The sequence below is a fragment of the Pedobacter sp. TM02 genome (genome assembly GCF_059705275.1).
On the sequence record NZ_AP046530.1, the window covers coordinates 3,030,184 to 3,047,709 of the forward strand.

A 17,526-nucleotide genomic window follows, 5' to 3' on the forward strand; every position below is an offset into this window, starting at 1 on the left:
TATCTAAAAAGCCGGTTTTTGCTTTAGTTTTCTCAACATTTTGAATACAGAAAACAAACTCAGCTTTGACGAAATAAGCAAACCGTTAAAAATCAAGGGATTTCCTATTTCGTTTTTTTTCAGATTTTGCCGCTTTATTTTGCAATCTTTTTTCGATTACTGCTTTGGGCACCTTGGTTGGCTTGCGTTTTTTCTGTACTTGCAGCGATTTAGACAACAGGTTGCCCAGTTTTAAGATCGCACGTTGCTTATTGAGCAATTGGCTCCGGTCTTCTTGCGCTACAATATGCAAATTGCCTTCGGCATCCAGGCGCGAAGCCAGGCGTTCTTGCAACAAGGCCTGCTCCTCTTCGGTAAAAAAAGAACTTGCGGCAATGTTAAAAACCAGTTCTACTTTGCTCGACACTTTGTTGACGTGCTGACCGCCCTTGCCACCGCTACGCGAGGTTTTAATCAGCACTTCCTTAACCAGTTCTTCTTTTGAGGGTACCATAACGCAAAACTAGTAATTCTAAGGTAAACCCATGCTAGTAGCCCAAAGATTAAAGCCCTAAGCAGAAAGCGGTCTCGGTAGCCCATCTCCCAATACTCACATCTCAAATCTTTCTTAAATCTAACTTTCCATATCTCCCCTAAAACATTACCTTTGTAGCGCATGAGAAAAAATGTGGTTATAGCAATTGATGGCTACTCATCTTGCGGCAAAAGCACCTTGGCCAAAGCATTGGCCAAGAAATTAGGTTTTATTTACATCGATAGTGGCGCCATGTATCGTGCAGTTACCCTTTTCTTTATCCGTAAGCAAGTCGACGTCAATAATGAAGCCGCTGTAAAAGATGCCCTGCAGCACATTGAACTCAATTTCCATTCGCGCGATTACGAATCGCATATTTTGCTCAACGGCGAAGAAGTTTCCGACGAAATCAGGCAGATGCCCGTTTCGGAAAGAGTAAGCGAAGTTTCGGCCAACAAATTGGTGCGCCACGATATGGTTATGCAGCAGCAGCGGATGGGCAAATCAAAAAACATCGTGATGGATGGCCGCGACATCGGCACTGCTGTTTTTGAAGATGCGCAGGTGAAATTCTTTATGACCGCCGACCCAAAAATCAGGGCCGAACGTCGGTTTAAGGAACTCCAATCTAAAGGCGATACCACAACTACGCTCGAAGAGGTATTCGAAAACCTGGCCCACCGCGATTACGCCGACACCACCCGCGCAGAAAGTCCGCTAACCCGGGCCGACGACGCCATTATCCTCGACAATACCGAACTTACCCAGGAAGAGCAGTTAGCCTTTGCCTTGGAAAAGGTACAACCGTTTCTGCCTAAATAGCCTCCACTACTGCCAATCAGCAGCTTTTCGTCAGGTTATCAAATATTTTCCTATTTTAGGTCAATTATCTATACTATATCTCATGAGATCGACCTATTTAAAATCAATTACTGTATTTGCCTTGCTGTTAGGCAGTTTAACCGTTCATGCCCAAAAAGGCTGGATCAACCTCTTTAACGGCAAAGACCTTAAAGACTGGAAAGTAAAAATTTCCAAGCACGAACTCAACGACAATTTCGCCAATACCTTTAGGGTCGAAAATGGGCTGATGAAGGTAAGTTATGATGGCTATACCAACTTCGACGATCAGTATGGCCATATTTTCTACAAAAAACCATTCTCTTATTACCTGCTTAAAGTAGAATACCGTTTTGTGGGCGAGCAAGTTAAAGGCGGCGCAGGCTGGGCATTGCGAAACAGCGGCGCCATGCTACATGGCCAGGCCCCCGAAACCATGCTCAAAGACCAGGACTTCCCTATTTCTATCGAAGGGCAGATTTTAGGTGGCGATGGCGTAAACGAACGCCATACCAGCAACGTTTGTACACCGGGCACCACCATTTACTACCAGAACAAACTGTATACAGCACACTGCCTCGACTCGAAATCGAAGACCTACCACGGCGACCAATGGGTAACCGCAGAGTTTTTGGTGCTAGGCGATTCGCTGATCCAGCATATCATTGACAAAGAAGTAGTACTCGAATATACCAGGCCTCAAATTGGTGGCGGCAATGTATCTAATTTCGATCCGAAAGTGAAAGAAGATGGCAAGCGCCTAACATCCGGTTATATCTCCTTGCAAAGCGAAAGTCACCCCATCGAGTTCAGAACCGTTAAGCTGTTCGATTTGGCTCCTTATGCCAAAGACCAGAAAAAGCTGGCGCAGATGGTTGAAAAGCTCAAGAAAGAAGGGTAGTACCATTCAAATAAACCGGTAAACCAATGAAAAAACTAAGCTTCGCAATCTTATTTTTGGTATTCGCATTTACCGCTCTCGCCCAAAAGCACTACAAGCTCGGCGAAATTCCCGATCCCAAAAAGAACGGACAAGATAAGTTTGTGAGCGATCCCGACGGCTACCTAAGCAATATAGACAGCCTGAACAGACTGATTGCCCAACTCGAAAAACAGACCAAGGTAGAAATGGCCGTGGTTGTGATGAGCGATTTCGACCAAGACCATGAAGATGCCGAGTTTGCCACCGCACTGTTTAACAAATGGGGAATTGGCAAAAAGGGAAGCGACAATGGCTTATTGTTATTTGTGGCTATCGACAGGAGAAAGTACCGCTTCATTAGTGGTTATGGCGTAGAAGGCCTCCTACCCGATGTAACGCTCAAGCATATTGGCGAAAACAGCCTGGTGCCTGCCTTTAAGGAAGGCCAATACAGCGACGGCATCCTCCATGCTGTGCAAAAAGTTTATGAGGTACTCACCGACGGCCGCAGCAGAGACGAAATCAATTCGCTGATTGCCCAGCAAAAGCAAAAAGAGAACGGCTGGAAATCCAACCTGCTTTATTGCGGCTTTGTGATTTTACTTTTCTTTGGTGCATTTAAGATCTTGAACAAACAAGCACCTACACTCAGTTCGGAAGATAAAAAGAAGAAAACCACTTACGATTCTATTTTTATAAAAGGCTGCGCAAGCATGGTCTTTATCGCTTTTGCACTTGTCTTTTTATTTGTTTTTGGCATCGTTTCTGGTTTTTTCGACAATTTTGGATGGAAAGAAGTGCCCTTGGTGCTCTATATCGTTTTTGCCATCGTTTTTTTCTTTAGCTATACCTACCAGTTGGGCAATTTGAGAAAACTGCATAACGACGACAAGAATTTTATGGACGAAGCCAAATCCTTCCAGCGAAGAAACTGGTGGATGTTGCTTTTTTCTCCGCTCATTGTCATCATGTGGCTCAAGCATCTCGGTTTGCGCAGCCGCACAACAGACCGTTTTGCTCCTATCAACGATAGCAAAGGCAGGCCAATGAGCCGCGTGGATCGCGATGTAAACGTAGCCGGCAGCCCATATTTAACAAAAGGCCAGCGCGAGGAAGAGCTGAGCCAGGTTTACGATTACGACATTTGGCTGAGCGACGACAAAAAGGAGCATATCATTAAACAATGGCCTGCCGAAAAATATAGCCATTTTAGCGAATGTCCGGCCTGCCATTTTAGGACTTTTAGTGAACCACAGGAGATTACCACCAAGCCAGCTACGTATTCAAGCCAAGGCCAGGCCAAGGAAATCAAGCGCTGCGAAAATTGCAAGCACGAGGAATTCATCAAATGGATTACACTGGCCATGCTGGTCCGCGAAAGCTCATCGTCAAGCGGCAGTAGCAGTTCCTCAAGCAGTTCTTCCTCTAGCAGCAGTGGCAGCTGGGGCGGTGGCAGCAGCGGCGGTGGCGGTGCGGGTGGCAGCTGGTAGTTTTACAGTGATGAGCTGCCAGTTACAAGCTGTGGGATGCCGGCTTTGGATTGCTAATACCATAGCTCTTCATTCGAACGCGGAACCCATAACCCACAACTGACACCCCATACCCCTACTACAATCGGTTAAAAATCAGCTACATTTATTAAAAAATTCTTTTCTTTTAAAAAAGAATTTTCTACCTTTGCAGTCCCTAAATAGGGAACAAAGGAGATAATTAATTAATGGCTAAAAAACAAGTAGCAGAAAAAGAACTAGTGGCTAAAACAGCCGAATTGCAAGGTGCAGACGCCCGTCTAACCGAAAAAGAGACGATCGAATCAGAAGCTGATTCAGTATCGATCGAACAAATCAAATCATCGTTGGCTACTCCAGATCAAGATTTTGACTGGGATGCAGACGATAAAGTATTTGGTAATTACAATGCCGAAGACCGTAAAAAGTTTGAAGACATGTATACCGATACTTTCAACCAAATCACCCAAGGTGAAATCATTAGCGGTACTGTTGTTTCTATCAACAACAAAGACGTCGTATTAAACGTTGGCTTTAAATCTGACGGTTTGGTATCTACTTCAGAGTTCCGCGACATGCCGGATTTGAAAATCGGCGACTCAGTTGACGTATTCGTTGAAGCTCCGGAAGATGCGAACGGTCAGTTGATCCTTTCTCGCAAGAGAGCTAAAACTCAACGTTCTTGGGAAACCATCAACGCTGCGCTTGACAATGACACCATTATCAATGGTTTCGTAAAAAGCCGTACTAAAGGTGGCTTAATTGTCGACATTATGGGAGTTGAGGCGTTCTTGCCAGGTTCTCAAATCGACATCAAACCTATCCGCGACTACGATATATACGTGGGTAAAACCATGGAATTCAAAGTTGTTAAGATTAACCACGAGTTTAAAAACGTAGTTGTTTCTCACAAAGTGTTAATTGAAGACGATCTAGAAAGCCAAAAAGTTGAAATCGTTTCTAAATTGGAAAAAGGACAAGTACTTGAAGGTACGGTTAAAAACATTACCGATTTCGGTGTGTTCATCGATTTGGGCGGTGTAGACGGCTTATTGCACATCACTGATATTTCTTGGGGCCGCATAGAGCATCCGAAAGAAGTATTGGCATTGGATCAAAAAATCAACGTGGTTGTTTTAGATTTCGATGACGAGAAAAAACGTATCGCTTTAGGCTTGAAACAATTAACTCCACACCCTTGGGAGAACCTTGATGCCAATTTAACCGTTGGTTCGAAAGTTAAAGGCAAAATCGTTACTGTAGCTGACTACGGTGCTTTCTTGGAAATCATTCCAGGTGTTGAAGGCTTGATCCACGTTTCAGAAATGAGCTGGTCGCAAAACCTTCGTTCGCCTCAAGAGTTCTTGAAAGTTGGCGACGAGATCGAAGCTGAAGTTTTGACTTTAGACAGAGACGAGCGCAAAATGAGCTTGGGTATCAAACAATTGACCCAAGATCCTTGGCAAAATGTTGCTGAAAGATATCCAATCGGAAGCAAACACAAAGCTGTTGTTAAAAACATGACTAACTTCGGCGTGTTCGTTGAGATTGAAGAAGGAATTGATGGTTTGATCCACATTTCTGATCTTTCATGGTCTAAAAAAATCAACCACCCTAACGAATTCACCAAAGTTGGCGATACTTTAGACGTAGTTGTTTTGGAACTTGACGTTGAAAACCGCAAGTTGAGCCTAGGCCACAAACAATTGGAAGAAAACCCATGGGATACTTTCGAAACGATCTTTACTTTGGATTCAATCCACCAAGGTACTGTAGTTAAAGTAACTGACAAAGGTGCCGTTATCGCTTTGCCTTACGGTGTTGAAGGTTTCGTACCGACCAAACACATGGCTAAAGAAGATGGTTCTGTAATCAAAGCTGAAGAAACCAACGATTTCAAAATCATTGAGTTCAACAAAGATGCCAAACGTATCGTTGTTTCTCATGCCCGCATTTGGGAAGAGGCTAAAGCTGAGGCAGTTGCCGAAGAAAGAGCAACCAAGAAAAAAGAAGCAAAAGCAGCTAGTACTGCAGTTAAAAAAGTAAAAGATTCTGTAGAGAAATCTACTTTAGGCGATCTTAGCGTATTGGCTCAATTGAAAGAGCAAATGGAAGGCGAAGAAAGCAAAAACAAATCTAAATAGTTTTTAACCAGCTTAATCATATCATCCCGATAGCGAAAGTTATCGGGATTTTTTTTGCTCAAATATTTGTGACGTTGTGAAATAACACGGGCGAAGTTTCTAAAACTTAATAAGTGTTTCTATATTTAGCGCTCCGGAATCCCATGTATGAAAAAACCACTGATCCTCTTATTTCTTGTCTTTTCTATTTACATTTCTAGCGCTTTTGCACAAGCCGACAGCATTAAAGTTTATGTACTTGACGCGCTTCAGCTAATGAAGAATCGTTCGGTTAACAAAGATCAGGTTGATTGGGAAAAAGTATACACCACTGCCTTAGCTGATGCCACTAACGCCAAAACCATCAGGGCTACCTACCCTATCATTAGAAACGCGATGGCACAGTTAAAAGATGCGCATTCTAAATTCTTCCCACCAGAAATGGTAAAGGCTTATTTATTGGGGTACAGGGCTACAGGACAAAAGTTTCCAGTAATAGATACCGCTTTTTTAGCTAATCGGTATGCATATATTTCGCTTCCCTCTATTGCTTCTTACAACTTTAACGATTGGAATGAATATGTAAATACCTTTTACCTCAAAGTGGCCAAATTGCAACAAAGAAAGCCAAAGGGATGGATCATCGACCTTCGAGACAACGAAGGTGGTATGTTTTATCCGATGTATGCGGCCATATCGCCTTTTCTTGATCATACAAGAGTAATTGGCATGAAAGACCGAGCTGGCAAGGTGCTTTATTTTGGCTATAAAAACGGAAAACTATACGAGAACAACAAGGTGATGCACCATTTCAGCATCAATAAACTAAGACTAAAGGCCTTGAAAGAGCCTATTTCTATATTAATCAATAAGGGAACAGCCAGCTCTGGCGAATTTGCGGCCATTGCATTTGCCGGTCAACAAAACGTAAGCTTCATTGGAGAAAATACCGCTGGCCTAACTTCTGGAAACCAAGAACATAAGCTGGCCGACGGTGCTTTTATCGCGCTTACCGAAGGTAATACCATAGACAGGCTCCAAAACGAATATAGCGAAATCGGAAAAGGCCTTATACCTAAGTTTAAAATCGAAGCCAAAAAGAGCACTAAAAACAATGATCTTTATATAAAAAAGGCCTTAGAGGTACTAGGCAAAAAGTAAAACCCATGAAAACAGCGAGCATTCTATTCCTATTTTTCTTTTCTTATCATCTTTCTGCCCAGGAAATCAGTATCATTCCAAAACCGGTTTCAACCAATCTGAAGCTGTCGAGTAAGCCCTACCAGATCGATGCCAACTCTAAAATTACCTATAGCAGCCCATCGTTAATGGATGCCTCAATTTTCTTAAAAGATTACCTTCAAAAGTATTTTAAGCTTTATCTCGTCACCCCTGATCTGCCCCAAAAGGAAAATACGATTAACTTGATTTTAGACCAAAACTTAGGTCCCCAAAAAGATACTTACCTGCTCGACATCAATAGCAAAGGGATTACCATTACAGGGAACTCTGATGCTGCTGTTTTTTATGGAGTGCAAACATTGATACAATTGTTGCCTACGCAAACCGACCAAACCAAAATAAAAGTACCCGCTATTACCATTACCGATTACCCTCGCTTCGATTACCGTGGCATGCATTTGGATGTAAGCAGGCACTTTTTCGATGCAGCCTTTATCAAAAAATACATCGATTACCTGGCCCTGCATAAAATGAACTATTTCCATTGGCATTTAACCGACGATCATGGCTGGCGCATCGAAATCAAAAAATATCCAAAGCTCACCGAAATCGGTGCCTGGCGAGACGGAAGCATCATTGGCTTGTGGCCAGGTGTGGGCAACGAAAACATCAAGTATGAAGTATTGCCAAAAGAAATCAGAATCACGCCAAAAGACGCCAAGATCAAAACCGACGGCATCCGTTATGGCGGCTTTTACACGCAAGAGCAAATCAAGGAAGTGATTGCCTATGCGGCCAAACGCTACGTCACCATTATCCCGGAAATTGAAATGCCGGCGCACAGCATGGCACTTTTGGCCGCCTACCCCGAATTGGGCACCGAGCCTGGCAAAAAGTACGAAGTGGCGCAAACCTGGGGCATGATGAACAAATACAACAATGTGCTGCAACCTACCGAAAAAACGTTCAAATTTTTAGAAGACGTTTTAACCGAAGTGATGGCTTTGTTTCCTTCGCCCTACATCCACATTGGTGGCGACGAAGGCTCGAAGGTTTGGTGGAGAAGTTCGGAGGTTTCGCAACAACTCATGAAAGACAACAACTTGAAAGACGAAAGCGCCCTGCAGAGCTATTTCATCCACAGGATAGAAAAATTTGTAAACCGCAAAGGCAAAACCATTATCGGCTGGGATGAAATCTTAGACGGCGGTTTGGCTCCTAATGCCATCGTGATGAGCTGGCGTGGCGAAAAAGGAGGCATCGCCGCAGCGCAACAAAGCCATAAGGTTATTATGACGCCCGAAGAAAAGCTTTATTTCAACCACAAACAATTTATGCAGGAAGACAGTTTAACGGCCAACAAATACCTGCCTTTGGCAAGCGTTTACAATTATGAACCGGTGCCGTCGGTACTTACGCCTGCCCAAGCGGCTTATGTTTGGGGTGCGCAGGGCAATTTATGGTCTGAGTATATTGCCAATCCGGCAAAAGTAGAGTACATGATCTTTCCGCGCCTGGATGCGTTGAGCGAAATGCTGTGGACACCTAAAGCACAAAGGAACTATAACGATTTCTTAAGACGCATGAAAACCCAGTACAGGCGCTACGATTTAATGGGCATTACCTACAGCAAGAAATACCTAGAGAATTAATTTTCCTTAATGGGCAAAAATTTTGTTTGGATTGGCCGCTTGCTTTATATTTATGGTCAGATAACGCTTCCATGGAAAATCAAGAACAAAACTTCTGTGCCTATTGTGCCCACCAATATCAACCAACCGACGCTTTTTGCAATACCTGTGGCTATCCGCTACAAGGTAAACCCCAAGAACAAAAGCATTTTATAGCCAACCGGGCAACCAAAGAAATAGACTTGATAGCCCTGAACAAAAAAATAGAAAGAGCCTGCGAATCGCTCTATTGGGTAGCCGGTATTTTGGCGGTTTCTTTTACTTTCCTTTATTTTGTAGGACCAACCCAAGAAGATCCTACCGTATTTTTTCTCACGGCTGTTATCATTATAGGTGCATTTCTAGCGCTTGGTGCATGGAGCAAGCAAAAGCCTGCCGCCGCCATCATTTCGGGCCTTTCGCTTTTCGTTGTTCTCCTGTTGGTGGATGCCATTGTACAACCAAGCTCTATTTTTTCGGCATTTGTGTTTAAAATCCTTGTCATCATCTTTTTGGTCAAGGGCATAATGGCCATATTTGAGGTGGAAAAAATCAAAAAAGAGCTAAACATCAAATAATTGGAGCTATCAAACACTGAACTTAAAACCTGCCCACATTGCGAACTTGAAATTGTGGCTACAAGTAATTTCTGTAAGTATTGTGGCCAGCCCCAAAATTACCAAGAGCAGCTTGCCTCGTCAAACAAAAAGAAATCGCTTAAACAGGGCGCCCTTTTTATAGGCTTCGTCCTTGCTTTTTGCCTATTATCACAAATCATTAAGCAACCAAGCCTTGGACTCAGTATATTTCTCGATGTAGCCTTTGCCATTTTGACGTTGCTTTTCTTTACCGCTTCCTGGAAGGAGAATAAGCACCTGCTAAGGTGGCCAAATTTCTCTATCAAAAAGCTGCTGCTTGTTGTTGTACTTACGCCCATCGCATCGCTGATTGTCCAAATTCTGGTCATACTACTCAATGAATATATCCTAGAGGCGCATTATTCCTATGAAAGCCTGTACAACGCCCATCCTTATGGAAATTACATCATGGTGGTTTCTATTGCCGTTTTCCCCGCCATTTTTGAGGAGCTTGGCTTTAGGGGCTACCTCATGCAAAAACTGTTGGGCATCTTAGACCAGAAAGAAGCCATTTATATCACTTCCTTTCTTTTTTTCCTGATGCACCTCAGCTTGCTGTCGTTTTTTTGGATGTTGCCCCTGGCTTTGGTACTGGCCAAGATGAGGCTCAAAGAAAATACGCTTTGGTATGGCATAGTTATGCATTTTCTCTTTAATTTTACCAGTTGCCTATTTACTATTTATTTCGTTAGCTAGCTTAACAACAGCCCAATGACCAGAAAAATACTTGCCATACTTTGCAGCCTGCTTACGCTTTATGTGCTTAAGGAAACCTATTACATCTTTACCACTGCAGACGCCGAAATTGCCAAACAAAGGAACCAGCTTATTTTGGTTAGCCTGAGCATTGTTATCCCTCTAATCGTGCTGAGCCTTTGGTTGTGGCGCCCCAAACCCAAACAGGCCGATTAAGCTAAAAATCGCTGTTTAAGCTCAGGTGTTGGCACCCAGCAGCTCTCTTGCCTGCCGAACCATTTGTAGCGGTTTTTGGCGATGAAATTATAAACCCCATCGCGGATAAAGCGGGGCACGACAATGAACCCATACAGCAAGGGCCATAAGCCCTTGAGTTTTTTGGCCACTCTTAAGGCGGCCGTAGAGCGCTGATAGACCTTGCCATTTTCCAGCAACACGATGCTGTCGGCCTGGGCGGGCTCCAAATCAAACTGCTTTAGTGCACTGGCGGCGTAATCGCTTTGCAAAGAAGCAAATCTGAAAAGACCTTGGCTGTCTCTCTTGATCACGAATTGTACCGCCCCGCTACACAGGTTACAAAAACCATCAAAGAAGATTACTCTTTCCATAGCCCAAAGTTACCTTTTAGTTTTTAGTTATCAGTAGCCGGTTGTCAGCGCTGCGTTATAAGTTTTAGGTAACAGGTTTAGCTGCAAAATTGTATGCTAAACATTTCGGCCTTCTCATCTTTAATTCCACAAACTCAAAAGCCCTCCAACACTTTTTACTTTCTACTTTCTACTTTTTCCTAATCTTTGCTATATTTGCCCAATCCTTGTGCAATGCAAAAGAAAACCCTCCTCGACGGTCAAAAATTCCAAATCACAATTAGGCGTCTCTGCCATCAGTTAATTGAGAATCACACCGATTTTTCGAATACTGTTTTAATTGGTATCCAGCCCCGAGGCACCTATTTTGCAGATCGCGTACAGCAAGAACTTTCTGATATCCTTCAAACAGATGCCATTAAAAAAGGCCACCTGGACATTACCTTTTTTAGGGACGATTTTAGGAGAAAAGACGGATTGGTTACCGCAAGCAGCAATACCATCGACTTTATCATCGAAGGCAAACAGGTTATTTTAATTGACGATGTTTTATGGACAGGCCGGACCATTCGCGCCGCCATGGATGCGCTTTTAGCTTATGGCCGACCTGAAAAAGTAGAACTCATGGTGCTGATAGACCGCCGGTTTTCGCGACACCTGCCTATCGAGCCAAACTATATTGGCCAACAGGTAGACTGCGTTGATTCGCAGAAAGTAAAGGTAAGCTGGAAGGAGAACGAAGGCGAAGACAAAGTGATTTTATTATCAGACAAGCAATAACATAGAAATGGCAGCAGAAAAACTATCAACACGACATCTTTTAGGCATTAAAGATATTAACCTGAACGATATTGAATTGATTTTTGAAACTGCCGATAATTTTAAGGATGTGATTAACCGTCCCATCAAAAAAGTTCCCTCGCTGAGAGACATTACCATTGCCAACATCTTTTTCGAAAACTCTACCCGTACCAAGCTCTCGTTTGAGCTGGCCGAGAAAAGGCTATCGGCCGATGTGGTGAATTTTGCGGCCTCTTCTTCTTCGGTAAGCAAAGGAGAAACCCTGATTGATACCGTAAACAATATTTTGGCTATGAAGGTCGACATGGTGGTGATGCGCCATCCTTATGCCGGTGCGGGCGTGTTTTTGAGCAAACATGTAAAGGCCCAAATTGTAAATGCCGGCGACGGTGCACACGAGCATCCTACGCAAGCCTTGCTCGATGCTTATTCCATCCGCCAGAAATTGGGTGATGTTGCCGGCAAAAAAGTAGTGATTGTGGGCGATATCCTCCACTCGCGTGTAGCCATTTCAAATATCTTGTGCCTGCAAATGCTGGGCGCCGAAGTAATGGTTTGCGGACCAACCACTTTAATTCCGAAACACATAGCGGGTTTGGGCGTAAAAGTAGAACACGACCTGATCAAAGCCCTCAATTGGTGCGATGTGGCCAATATGCTTCGCATCCAGTTAGAAAGACAAGACATCAAGTATTTCCCTTCGCAACGCGAATATGCAATGATGTATGGGCTCAACAAACAAATCCTCGACAATCTCGACAAAGAAATCGTAGTAATGCACCCCGGCCCGATTAACCGTGGCGTGGAGATTACCAGCGACGTAGCCGACAGCAAGCAATCGATCATCCTCGACCAGGTAGAAAACGGCGTAGCGGTACGTATGGCAGTGCTGTATTTACTGGCTAGTCAGAAGGATTAGTTATTAGTTCATAGCCTGCGGTTTACAGTAAATAAGGTAATACGGAGTAGTTAATGGGTTTGGCCTTCACTTATCCCATGCTTTGATTTCGTTGTTGAATTGCCAGCACGACCTTCAGCCTTCAGCCTTCATGCTATCTACCTTCCGCCTCTCTAAAATCCCCAAATTTTTCCACAACGCCGTCTTAGCTATACCATTTCAAAAAACCATTCGTTAAACCTGTGTTATCAACAGATGTTAATTTCTTATGTTGATATGTACTTTTAGATGCCTTACTTTAGTAGCAACCATATTTGAAATCTATGCAGAAGAAATTTCTCTTTGTTCCCCTCTTTTTAGTTGGCGGCATAAGCGCCGGTTTTGCCCAAATCAGTCCGTTAGTCAGCCTCAATAAGAACTACCAAACCGGCCTGGAGCTGTTGCAGAACGAAAAATACGTTGCCGCTGCCCAACAATTTAAGCTGGTAGAACAAGTAAGGAGCAAAAGCAGTACCCAACAGGTAAGCAATGCCGAACTGAGCTTGCTGAAAGAAAATGCCAAGTTTTATACCGCCGTTTGCGCCCTAGAACTGGGCAATGCCGATGCCGAAGCCTTATTTCAGGAGTTCATCAGAGAATACCCACTCAATCCGAATACCAAACTGGCCTATTTCCATGTAGGCAAATCTTATTTCGCGCAAAAAAACTATGCAAAAGCTCTAGAGTGGTTCGAAAAAACAGAACCTGGTTCCCTCTCGCAGAAAGAACGTGTCGAATACCAGTTTAAACAAGGCTATTCGTATTTTGAGCTTAAAAACTACGACAAGGCTGAGCCCTTGTTCGAAACCGTAAAAAAAGAAGATTCGCCTTTTAAAGAAAGTGCCACCTACTATTTTGCCTACATCAACTACCTGAACAAGGAGTATAAAACCGCTTTGGCCAATTTCGAAAAGCTCAAAGGCTCGCCAACTTACGAGGCTAGCTATCCGTACTACATCACTTCGATGTATTATTTGGACGAGCGCTATGACGATGTAATCGACTATGCCATTCCGGCCATGGCCAAAACCAAGCAACAATATGAGCCAGAAATGCTCAGCTTGGTAGCGGCTTCTTATTTTGCCAAATCGGAGTTCAAAAACGCCGAAAAATACTTTGCCGAGTTCTACGCCAAAGACAAGAACCAAACCAAAAACAATCTTTTCATTTACCAGTACGGCTATGCCTTATTTCAAAACGGCAAATACAAAGAATCGGTAGGCGTATTGGAAAAACTCAATACAGATGATGTGTACCTGCAAAACGGGATGTACACCTTGGGCCAGTCGTCGCTAAAGCTGAACAACAAGGAAAAAGCAAGAAGCGCATTTTTTAGGGCTTCGCGATTGGATTTCGACAAAGTAATTCAAGAAGAAGCCTGGTACAATTATGCCAAGCTGAGCTATGAACTGGATTTCAACTCGCAAGCCTTAGAAGCTACGCAAAACTTCCTGAAACAGTTTCCCAATTCCAGAAAAATAAACGAAGCCAAAACCTTGTTGGGCGAAATCTTACTGACCAGCAAGAACTACCAGGCCGCGATCGATATTCTGGAACCTATCCAGAACAAAACTCCAGAGGCCAAAGCGGCTTACCAAAAAGTAACTTACTTCCGTGGATTGGAGTTTTATAACGAAAGAGCCTTTCCTAACGCCTTGTCCATGTTCTTACGTTCGGGCAATTTTAACGAAGACAAGGAAATCTATGCCCTAAGCGTATACTGGATGGCCGAATCGATGTATGAGCTGCGCAAATTTGGCGAAGCCGTTAAAACTTTCGAGAAATTCCTGACCCTACCCGACGCCGACCAAACCGAAGTATACAATTTCGCCAATTATGCCCTAGGCTATGCCGCTTTCGAAGATGAAAAATATCCGAAGGCAGCCACTTATTTCGAGCGTTTCTTAAAAGGCAACGATAAAGACGCCAAAACCGTTAACGACGCCACCTTGCGCTTGGCCGACTCGTATTTCGTGAACAAAAACTACAGCGAAGCGATGGCCAACTACAATAAGATCATCAACGGCAAGCTTACCGGCGAAGATTATGCCTTGTTCCAAAAAGGAATGATTTATGGCCTGCAAAAGCAAGATGATACCAAAATCGCCACCATGCAGAGCCTGTTAAACAAGTTCCCCAACTCGAACTATGCCGACGATGCCGGTTTTGAAATCGCTTATACTTACTTCAACAAAGGCGACTTCGATAAATCGAAATCGGACTTGGTTGATTTGGTAGCGAAATATCCGCGAAGCAGTTACGTGCCGCGTGCCTTGGTAACCATTGGCTTGGTACAGTACAATCAGGACCAGGATGATTCGGCGCTCGAATCTTTCAAAAAGGTAATCCGTGACTATCCAAGCGTGCCAGAGGCCAAGCAGGCGCTAGAATCGATCAAGAATATTTATGTAGACAAAGGCGATGCCAACGGCTTTATTGCCTATGCGGCCACTACGCCACTGGGCAACTATTCGATGAGCGAACAAGACAACATCATGTTCCAGGCGGCCAACAACAGGTACCTCAAAGGCGATGCACAGGGCACCTACGAAGCCATCAATGCCTATTTAGAGAAATTCCCTAAGCCGATCCACGACAAAGAAGCCAAATTTATCCGAGCCGAATCGCTGGTTAAGTTGGGCCGTTCATCAGAAGCCATTGCCGATTACGATTACATTCTGAACGATTGGACCAGCGACTACACCGAGCGTTCGCTCATGAGCGTATCGAAGGTGCTGATGGACGAGAAAAAATACAACGAAGCCATCGTTTACCTGAAAAGGCTCGAAACTACGGCCGATTACAAAGTACATTACAACTATGCCATCAACAACCTCATCAAAGCCTACAACGCTTTGGGCATGGCCGACGATATGATCAAATATGCCGACATCATCAAAAATGCAGATAAAGCTTCCGAAGAGGAAAAAAACAGCTCAGATTTGTTTGCCGGCAAGGCCTACTTGCTCAAGGCCGATACGGTACAAGCGGTTAAGGCTTTCAACAACGTAGTGGCCAAAACCAAAACCGTTGCCGCTGCCGAAGCCAAATACAACCTGGCTGCCGTTCAATATGCCAAAGGTGACTACAAAACATCGCAGAAAACCTGTTTCGACCTGATCAATAACATGCCATCGTATGATTATTGGGTAGCCAAGTCGTTTATTTTATTGGCCGACAACTATTTGGCCCTTAAAGATAAGCTACAGGCCAAAAGCACGCTTTTAAGCATCATTGACAATTACGAAGGCAAGGACGACATTGTGCCTACCGCCAAAGAAAAATTAGCAAAAATAAACTAGCAGATGAAGATGAGATCATATAAAACCCTATATACTACCCTACTACTCTTAACGGCAAGCGCTACGACTTTGATGGCACAGGATGTAAAGCCACCAGAAAAAGCAGTAAGCGAAGAAATTGAAGTGATCAGACCCTACAAACCTGTATTGGCCGAAGCGGTAAAACTGAGAAGAAGCCCAGATTTGAGCAACGTTAAAACCTACAAGGCCAAATTCAACTACAGCTTAACCGACCGGAAGCTGGAATTGAATTCCGATATCCAAAAGCTACAGGCACAACAACTGGCAGATGAGCGCCAGGCCGAGCTGATGAATAGCTATGTAAAAGGCGGGGTAGGTTCTCTGGCCACGCTATTAGGCGAAGCCTATGTCAACATCGGTCGCGATGAAGCCCTGCAGGCAGGCGCGTTTTTCAGGCATTTCAGTCAAGAAGGCAAACTGAACAAGCAAAACGAAAACAACCAGCAACTGAGCGTTTTTGGCCGCAGCATTGGCGACAAGGCTACTTTGAGTGGCCGCTTGAACTATGAAAGGCATGGTTTGTTTTTCTACGGCATCGACAATGCCAACCCTAGCTTAAATCCAAATCCCGAAAGACAGGTATTCAACTTTTTCGAGGCCGAGGGCGAAGTAGTAAACAAATTTACCAGCGACGAAAATGCCCTGAGCTATGCCGCCAAGGTCAATGCCTATTTGCTAAACGATAAGTTTGACGCCAACGAAAAGGCAGTAAGCATTACCGGCTACCTCAACAAAAGGATCAGCGGTTTTAACCTGGGCTTGGCCGCCAACACGGAAATCGGCAATACCAAAGACGCCAACACCAGCGTATCGAATAACCTGTTACGCTTAAATCCTTACATCAAACTGCAAACCAAAGGCGTAAAGATTACCGCCGGAATTAATTTTGTACAGGAGTTTGGCGATTATTCAGATACCCGCATCTTCCCTGCCGTAACTGCCGATTTCACTTTAATTCCAGACTTTTTGCAGGTATTTGGAGAGGTAAAAGGCGATGTAAACCGCAATACCCTGAAAAACTTTAGCGACGAAAACCCATTCCTGAACAGCAATATCGCCATTCGCAATAGTGTAGAAAAACTGAGCATCAGTGGGGGCATCAAAGGTACTGGCGGACCAGGCTTTGGCTACAAAGCGAGGTTTTATAGCAAAAAGATAACCGATATGCCTTTGTTCGTGAACAGCTTTGCCAACTTCAACAAATTCGATGTCATCTACGATTTTGGCAACATGAAACTGTTGGGCTTGGAAGGCGAAATTTCGGTACAGGTGAGCGACGAGCTCAAATGGACAGGAAAGCTGAACATGGAAGACTATAAACCGGCTACAGAGCAGGACAGCTATTTTAAGCCACAGCTGCGCATCAGCTCTAACTTTGCCTACACCTTTAACAAGAAGCTTACCTTGAACGCCAATGTGGTGATCCAAGACGACAGCAAAGCCAAAGTATACAACGCTAATCCGCTAAATCCGGACGGCACTTATCCACCAGTTCCTGATCTGGCCAAAGAAAGCGTGGTTAACGTAAAGGGATTTGTTGACCTTGGCGTGGGTGCTGATTACAAAATCAACAACAGGTTGTCGGTTTTTGCAAAAGCCAATAACATCTTGAACACCAATTACAGTAGGTTTTTATATTACCGCACCAATGGCTTTAACATTTTTGGCGGCGTAAGCTATTCGTTTAAATAATGATTGAATGAAAGAATAGTTGAATGGGAGAACGAAGGAGTGATAAATTATTTTTACTTATTCAAATTCAGTCATTCACTCATTCATTCATTG

The 17,526-nt window shown here is 43.8% G+C and carries 15 protein-coding genes; 13 read left to right on the forward strand and 2 right to left on the reverse strand.

Annotated features, from left to right (window positions below; all coding sequences use genetic code 11):
- Positions 1–85 precede the first annotated feature (85 nt).
- The gene (gene arfB / locus AC6H1S_RS12910) at positions 86–493 is read right to left on the reverse strand and encodes an alternative ribosome rescue aminoacyl-tRNA hydrolase ArfB (protein ID WP_199136390.1); all 408 of its coding nucleotides are present in this window, start codon (positions 491–493) and stop codon (positions 86–88) included.
- 162 nt (positions 494–655) lie between these two features.
- Between arfB and cmk the strand changes: the two genes are divergently transcribed.
- The 9 genes from cmk (at position 656) to AC6H1S_RS12955 (ending at position 10,309) form a co-directional block, all read left to right on the forward strand.
- Positions 656–1,336 (forward strand): (d)CMP kinase, encoded by a 681-nt coding sequence (gene cmk / locus AC6H1S_RS12915; protein ID WP_199136388.1) that lies wholly within the window; start codon positions 656–658, stop codon positions 1,334–1,336.
- Between the two features lie 82 nt (positions 1,337–1,418).
- Positions 1,419–2,255, forward strand: a complete 837-nt coding sequence (locus AC6H1S_RS12920) for a 3-keto-disaccharide hydrolase (protein ID WP_497563877.1) — start codon at positions 1,419–1,421, stop codon at positions 2,253–2,255.
- 26 nt (positions 2,256–2,281) lie between these two features.
- Positions 2,282–3,766, forward strand: coding sequence for a TPM domain-containing protein (locus AC6H1S_RS12925; protein WP_497563878.1), 1,485 nt, complete (start codon positions 2,282–2,284; stop codon positions 3,764–3,766).
- Between the two features lie 227 nt (positions 3,767–3,993).
- Positions 3,994–5,928 carry a 30S ribosomal protein S1 gene (rpsA, locus tag AC6H1S_RS12930; RefSeq protein ID WP_497563879.1) on the forward strand — a complete coding sequence of 645 codons (1,935 nt, stop codon included), beginning with the start codon at positions 3,994–3,996 and terminating at the stop codon, positions 5,926–5,928.
- A gap of 147 nt (positions 5,929–6,075) precedes the next feature.
- Positions 6,076–7,068: a S41 family peptidase gene (locus AC6H1S_RS12935; protein ID WP_497563880.1), complete on the forward strand. Its 993-nt coding sequence runs from the start codon at positions 6,076–6,078 to the stop codon at positions 7,066–7,068.
- A 5-nt stretch (positions 7,069–7,073) separates the two neighbouring features.
- Positions 7,074–8,741: a beta-N-acetylhexosaminidase gene (locus AC6H1S_RS12940; RefSeq protein ID WP_497563881.1), complete on the forward strand. Its 1,668-nt coding sequence runs from the start codon at positions 7,074–7,076 to the stop codon at positions 8,739–8,741.
- Between the two features lie 71 nt (positions 8,742–8,812).
- Positions 8,813–9,337 (forward strand): hypothetical protein, encoded by a 525-nt coding sequence (locus AC6H1S_RS12945; RefSeq protein ID WP_497563882.1) that lies wholly within the window; start codon positions 8,813–8,815, stop codon positions 9,335–9,337.
- Positions 9,338–10,093 (forward strand): CPBP family glutamic-type intramembrane protease, encoded by a 756-nt coding sequence (locus AC6H1S_RS12950; RefSeq protein ID WP_497563883.1) that lies wholly within the window; start codon positions 9,338–9,340, stop codon positions 10,091–10,093.
- A 15-nt stretch (positions 10,094–10,108) separates the two neighbouring features.
- Positions 10,109–10,309 carry a hypothetical protein gene (locus tag AC6H1S_RS12955; protein ID WP_199141168.1) on the forward strand — a complete coding sequence of 67 codons (201 nt, stop codon included), beginning with the start codon at positions 10,109–10,111 and terminating at the stop codon, positions 10,307–10,309.
- Here AC6H1S_RS12955 and AC6H1S_RS12960 read toward each other — a convergent pair.
- Positions 10,306–10,701 (reverse strand): thiol-disulfide oxidoreductase DCC family protein, encoded by a 396-nt coding sequence (locus tag AC6H1S_RS12960; protein WP_497563884.1) that lies wholly within the window; start codon positions 10,699–10,701, stop codon positions 10,306–10,308. The genes AC6H1S_RS12955 and AC6H1S_RS12960 overlap by 4 nt on opposite strands.
- A gap of 213 nt (positions 10,702–10,914) precedes the next feature.
- Here AC6H1S_RS12960 and pyrR point away from each other — a divergent pair, with 213 nt between their 5' ends.
- The 4 genes from pyrR to AC6H1S_RS12980 all read left to right on the forward strand — a co-directional run bounded on the left by pyrR (position 10,915) and on the right by AC6H1S_RS12980 (position 17,433).
- Positions 10,915–11,460 carry a bifunctional pyr operon transcriptional regulator/uracil phosphoribosyltransferase PyrR gene (gene pyrR, locus AC6H1S_RS12965; protein WP_199141170.1) on the forward strand — a complete coding sequence of 182 codons (546 nt, stop codon included), beginning with the start codon at positions 10,915–10,917 and terminating at the stop codon, positions 11,458–11,460.
- Between the two features lie 7 nt (positions 11,461–11,467).
- A complete protein-coding gene (locus tag AC6H1S_RS12970; RefSeq protein WP_199141171.1) occupies positions 11,468–12,400 on the forward strand; it encodes an aspartate carbamoyltransferase catalytic subunit in 933 nt (310 codons plus the stop codon).
- Between the two features lie 302 nt (positions 12,401–12,702).
- On the forward strand, positions 12,703–15,720 hold the full coding sequence (locus tag AC6H1S_RS12975) for a tetratricopeptide repeat protein (RefSeq protein ID WP_497563885.1): 3,018 nt from the start codon (positions 12,703–12,705) through the stop codon (positions 15,718–15,720).
- 9 nt (positions 15,721–15,729) lie between these two features.
- Complete coding sequence (locus AC6H1S_RS12980; protein WP_497563886.1) at positions 15,730–17,433, forward strand: TonB-dependent receptor; 1,704 nt, start codon at positions 15,730–15,732, stop codon at positions 17,431–17,433.
- Positions 17,434–17,526 lie beyond the last annotated feature (93 nt).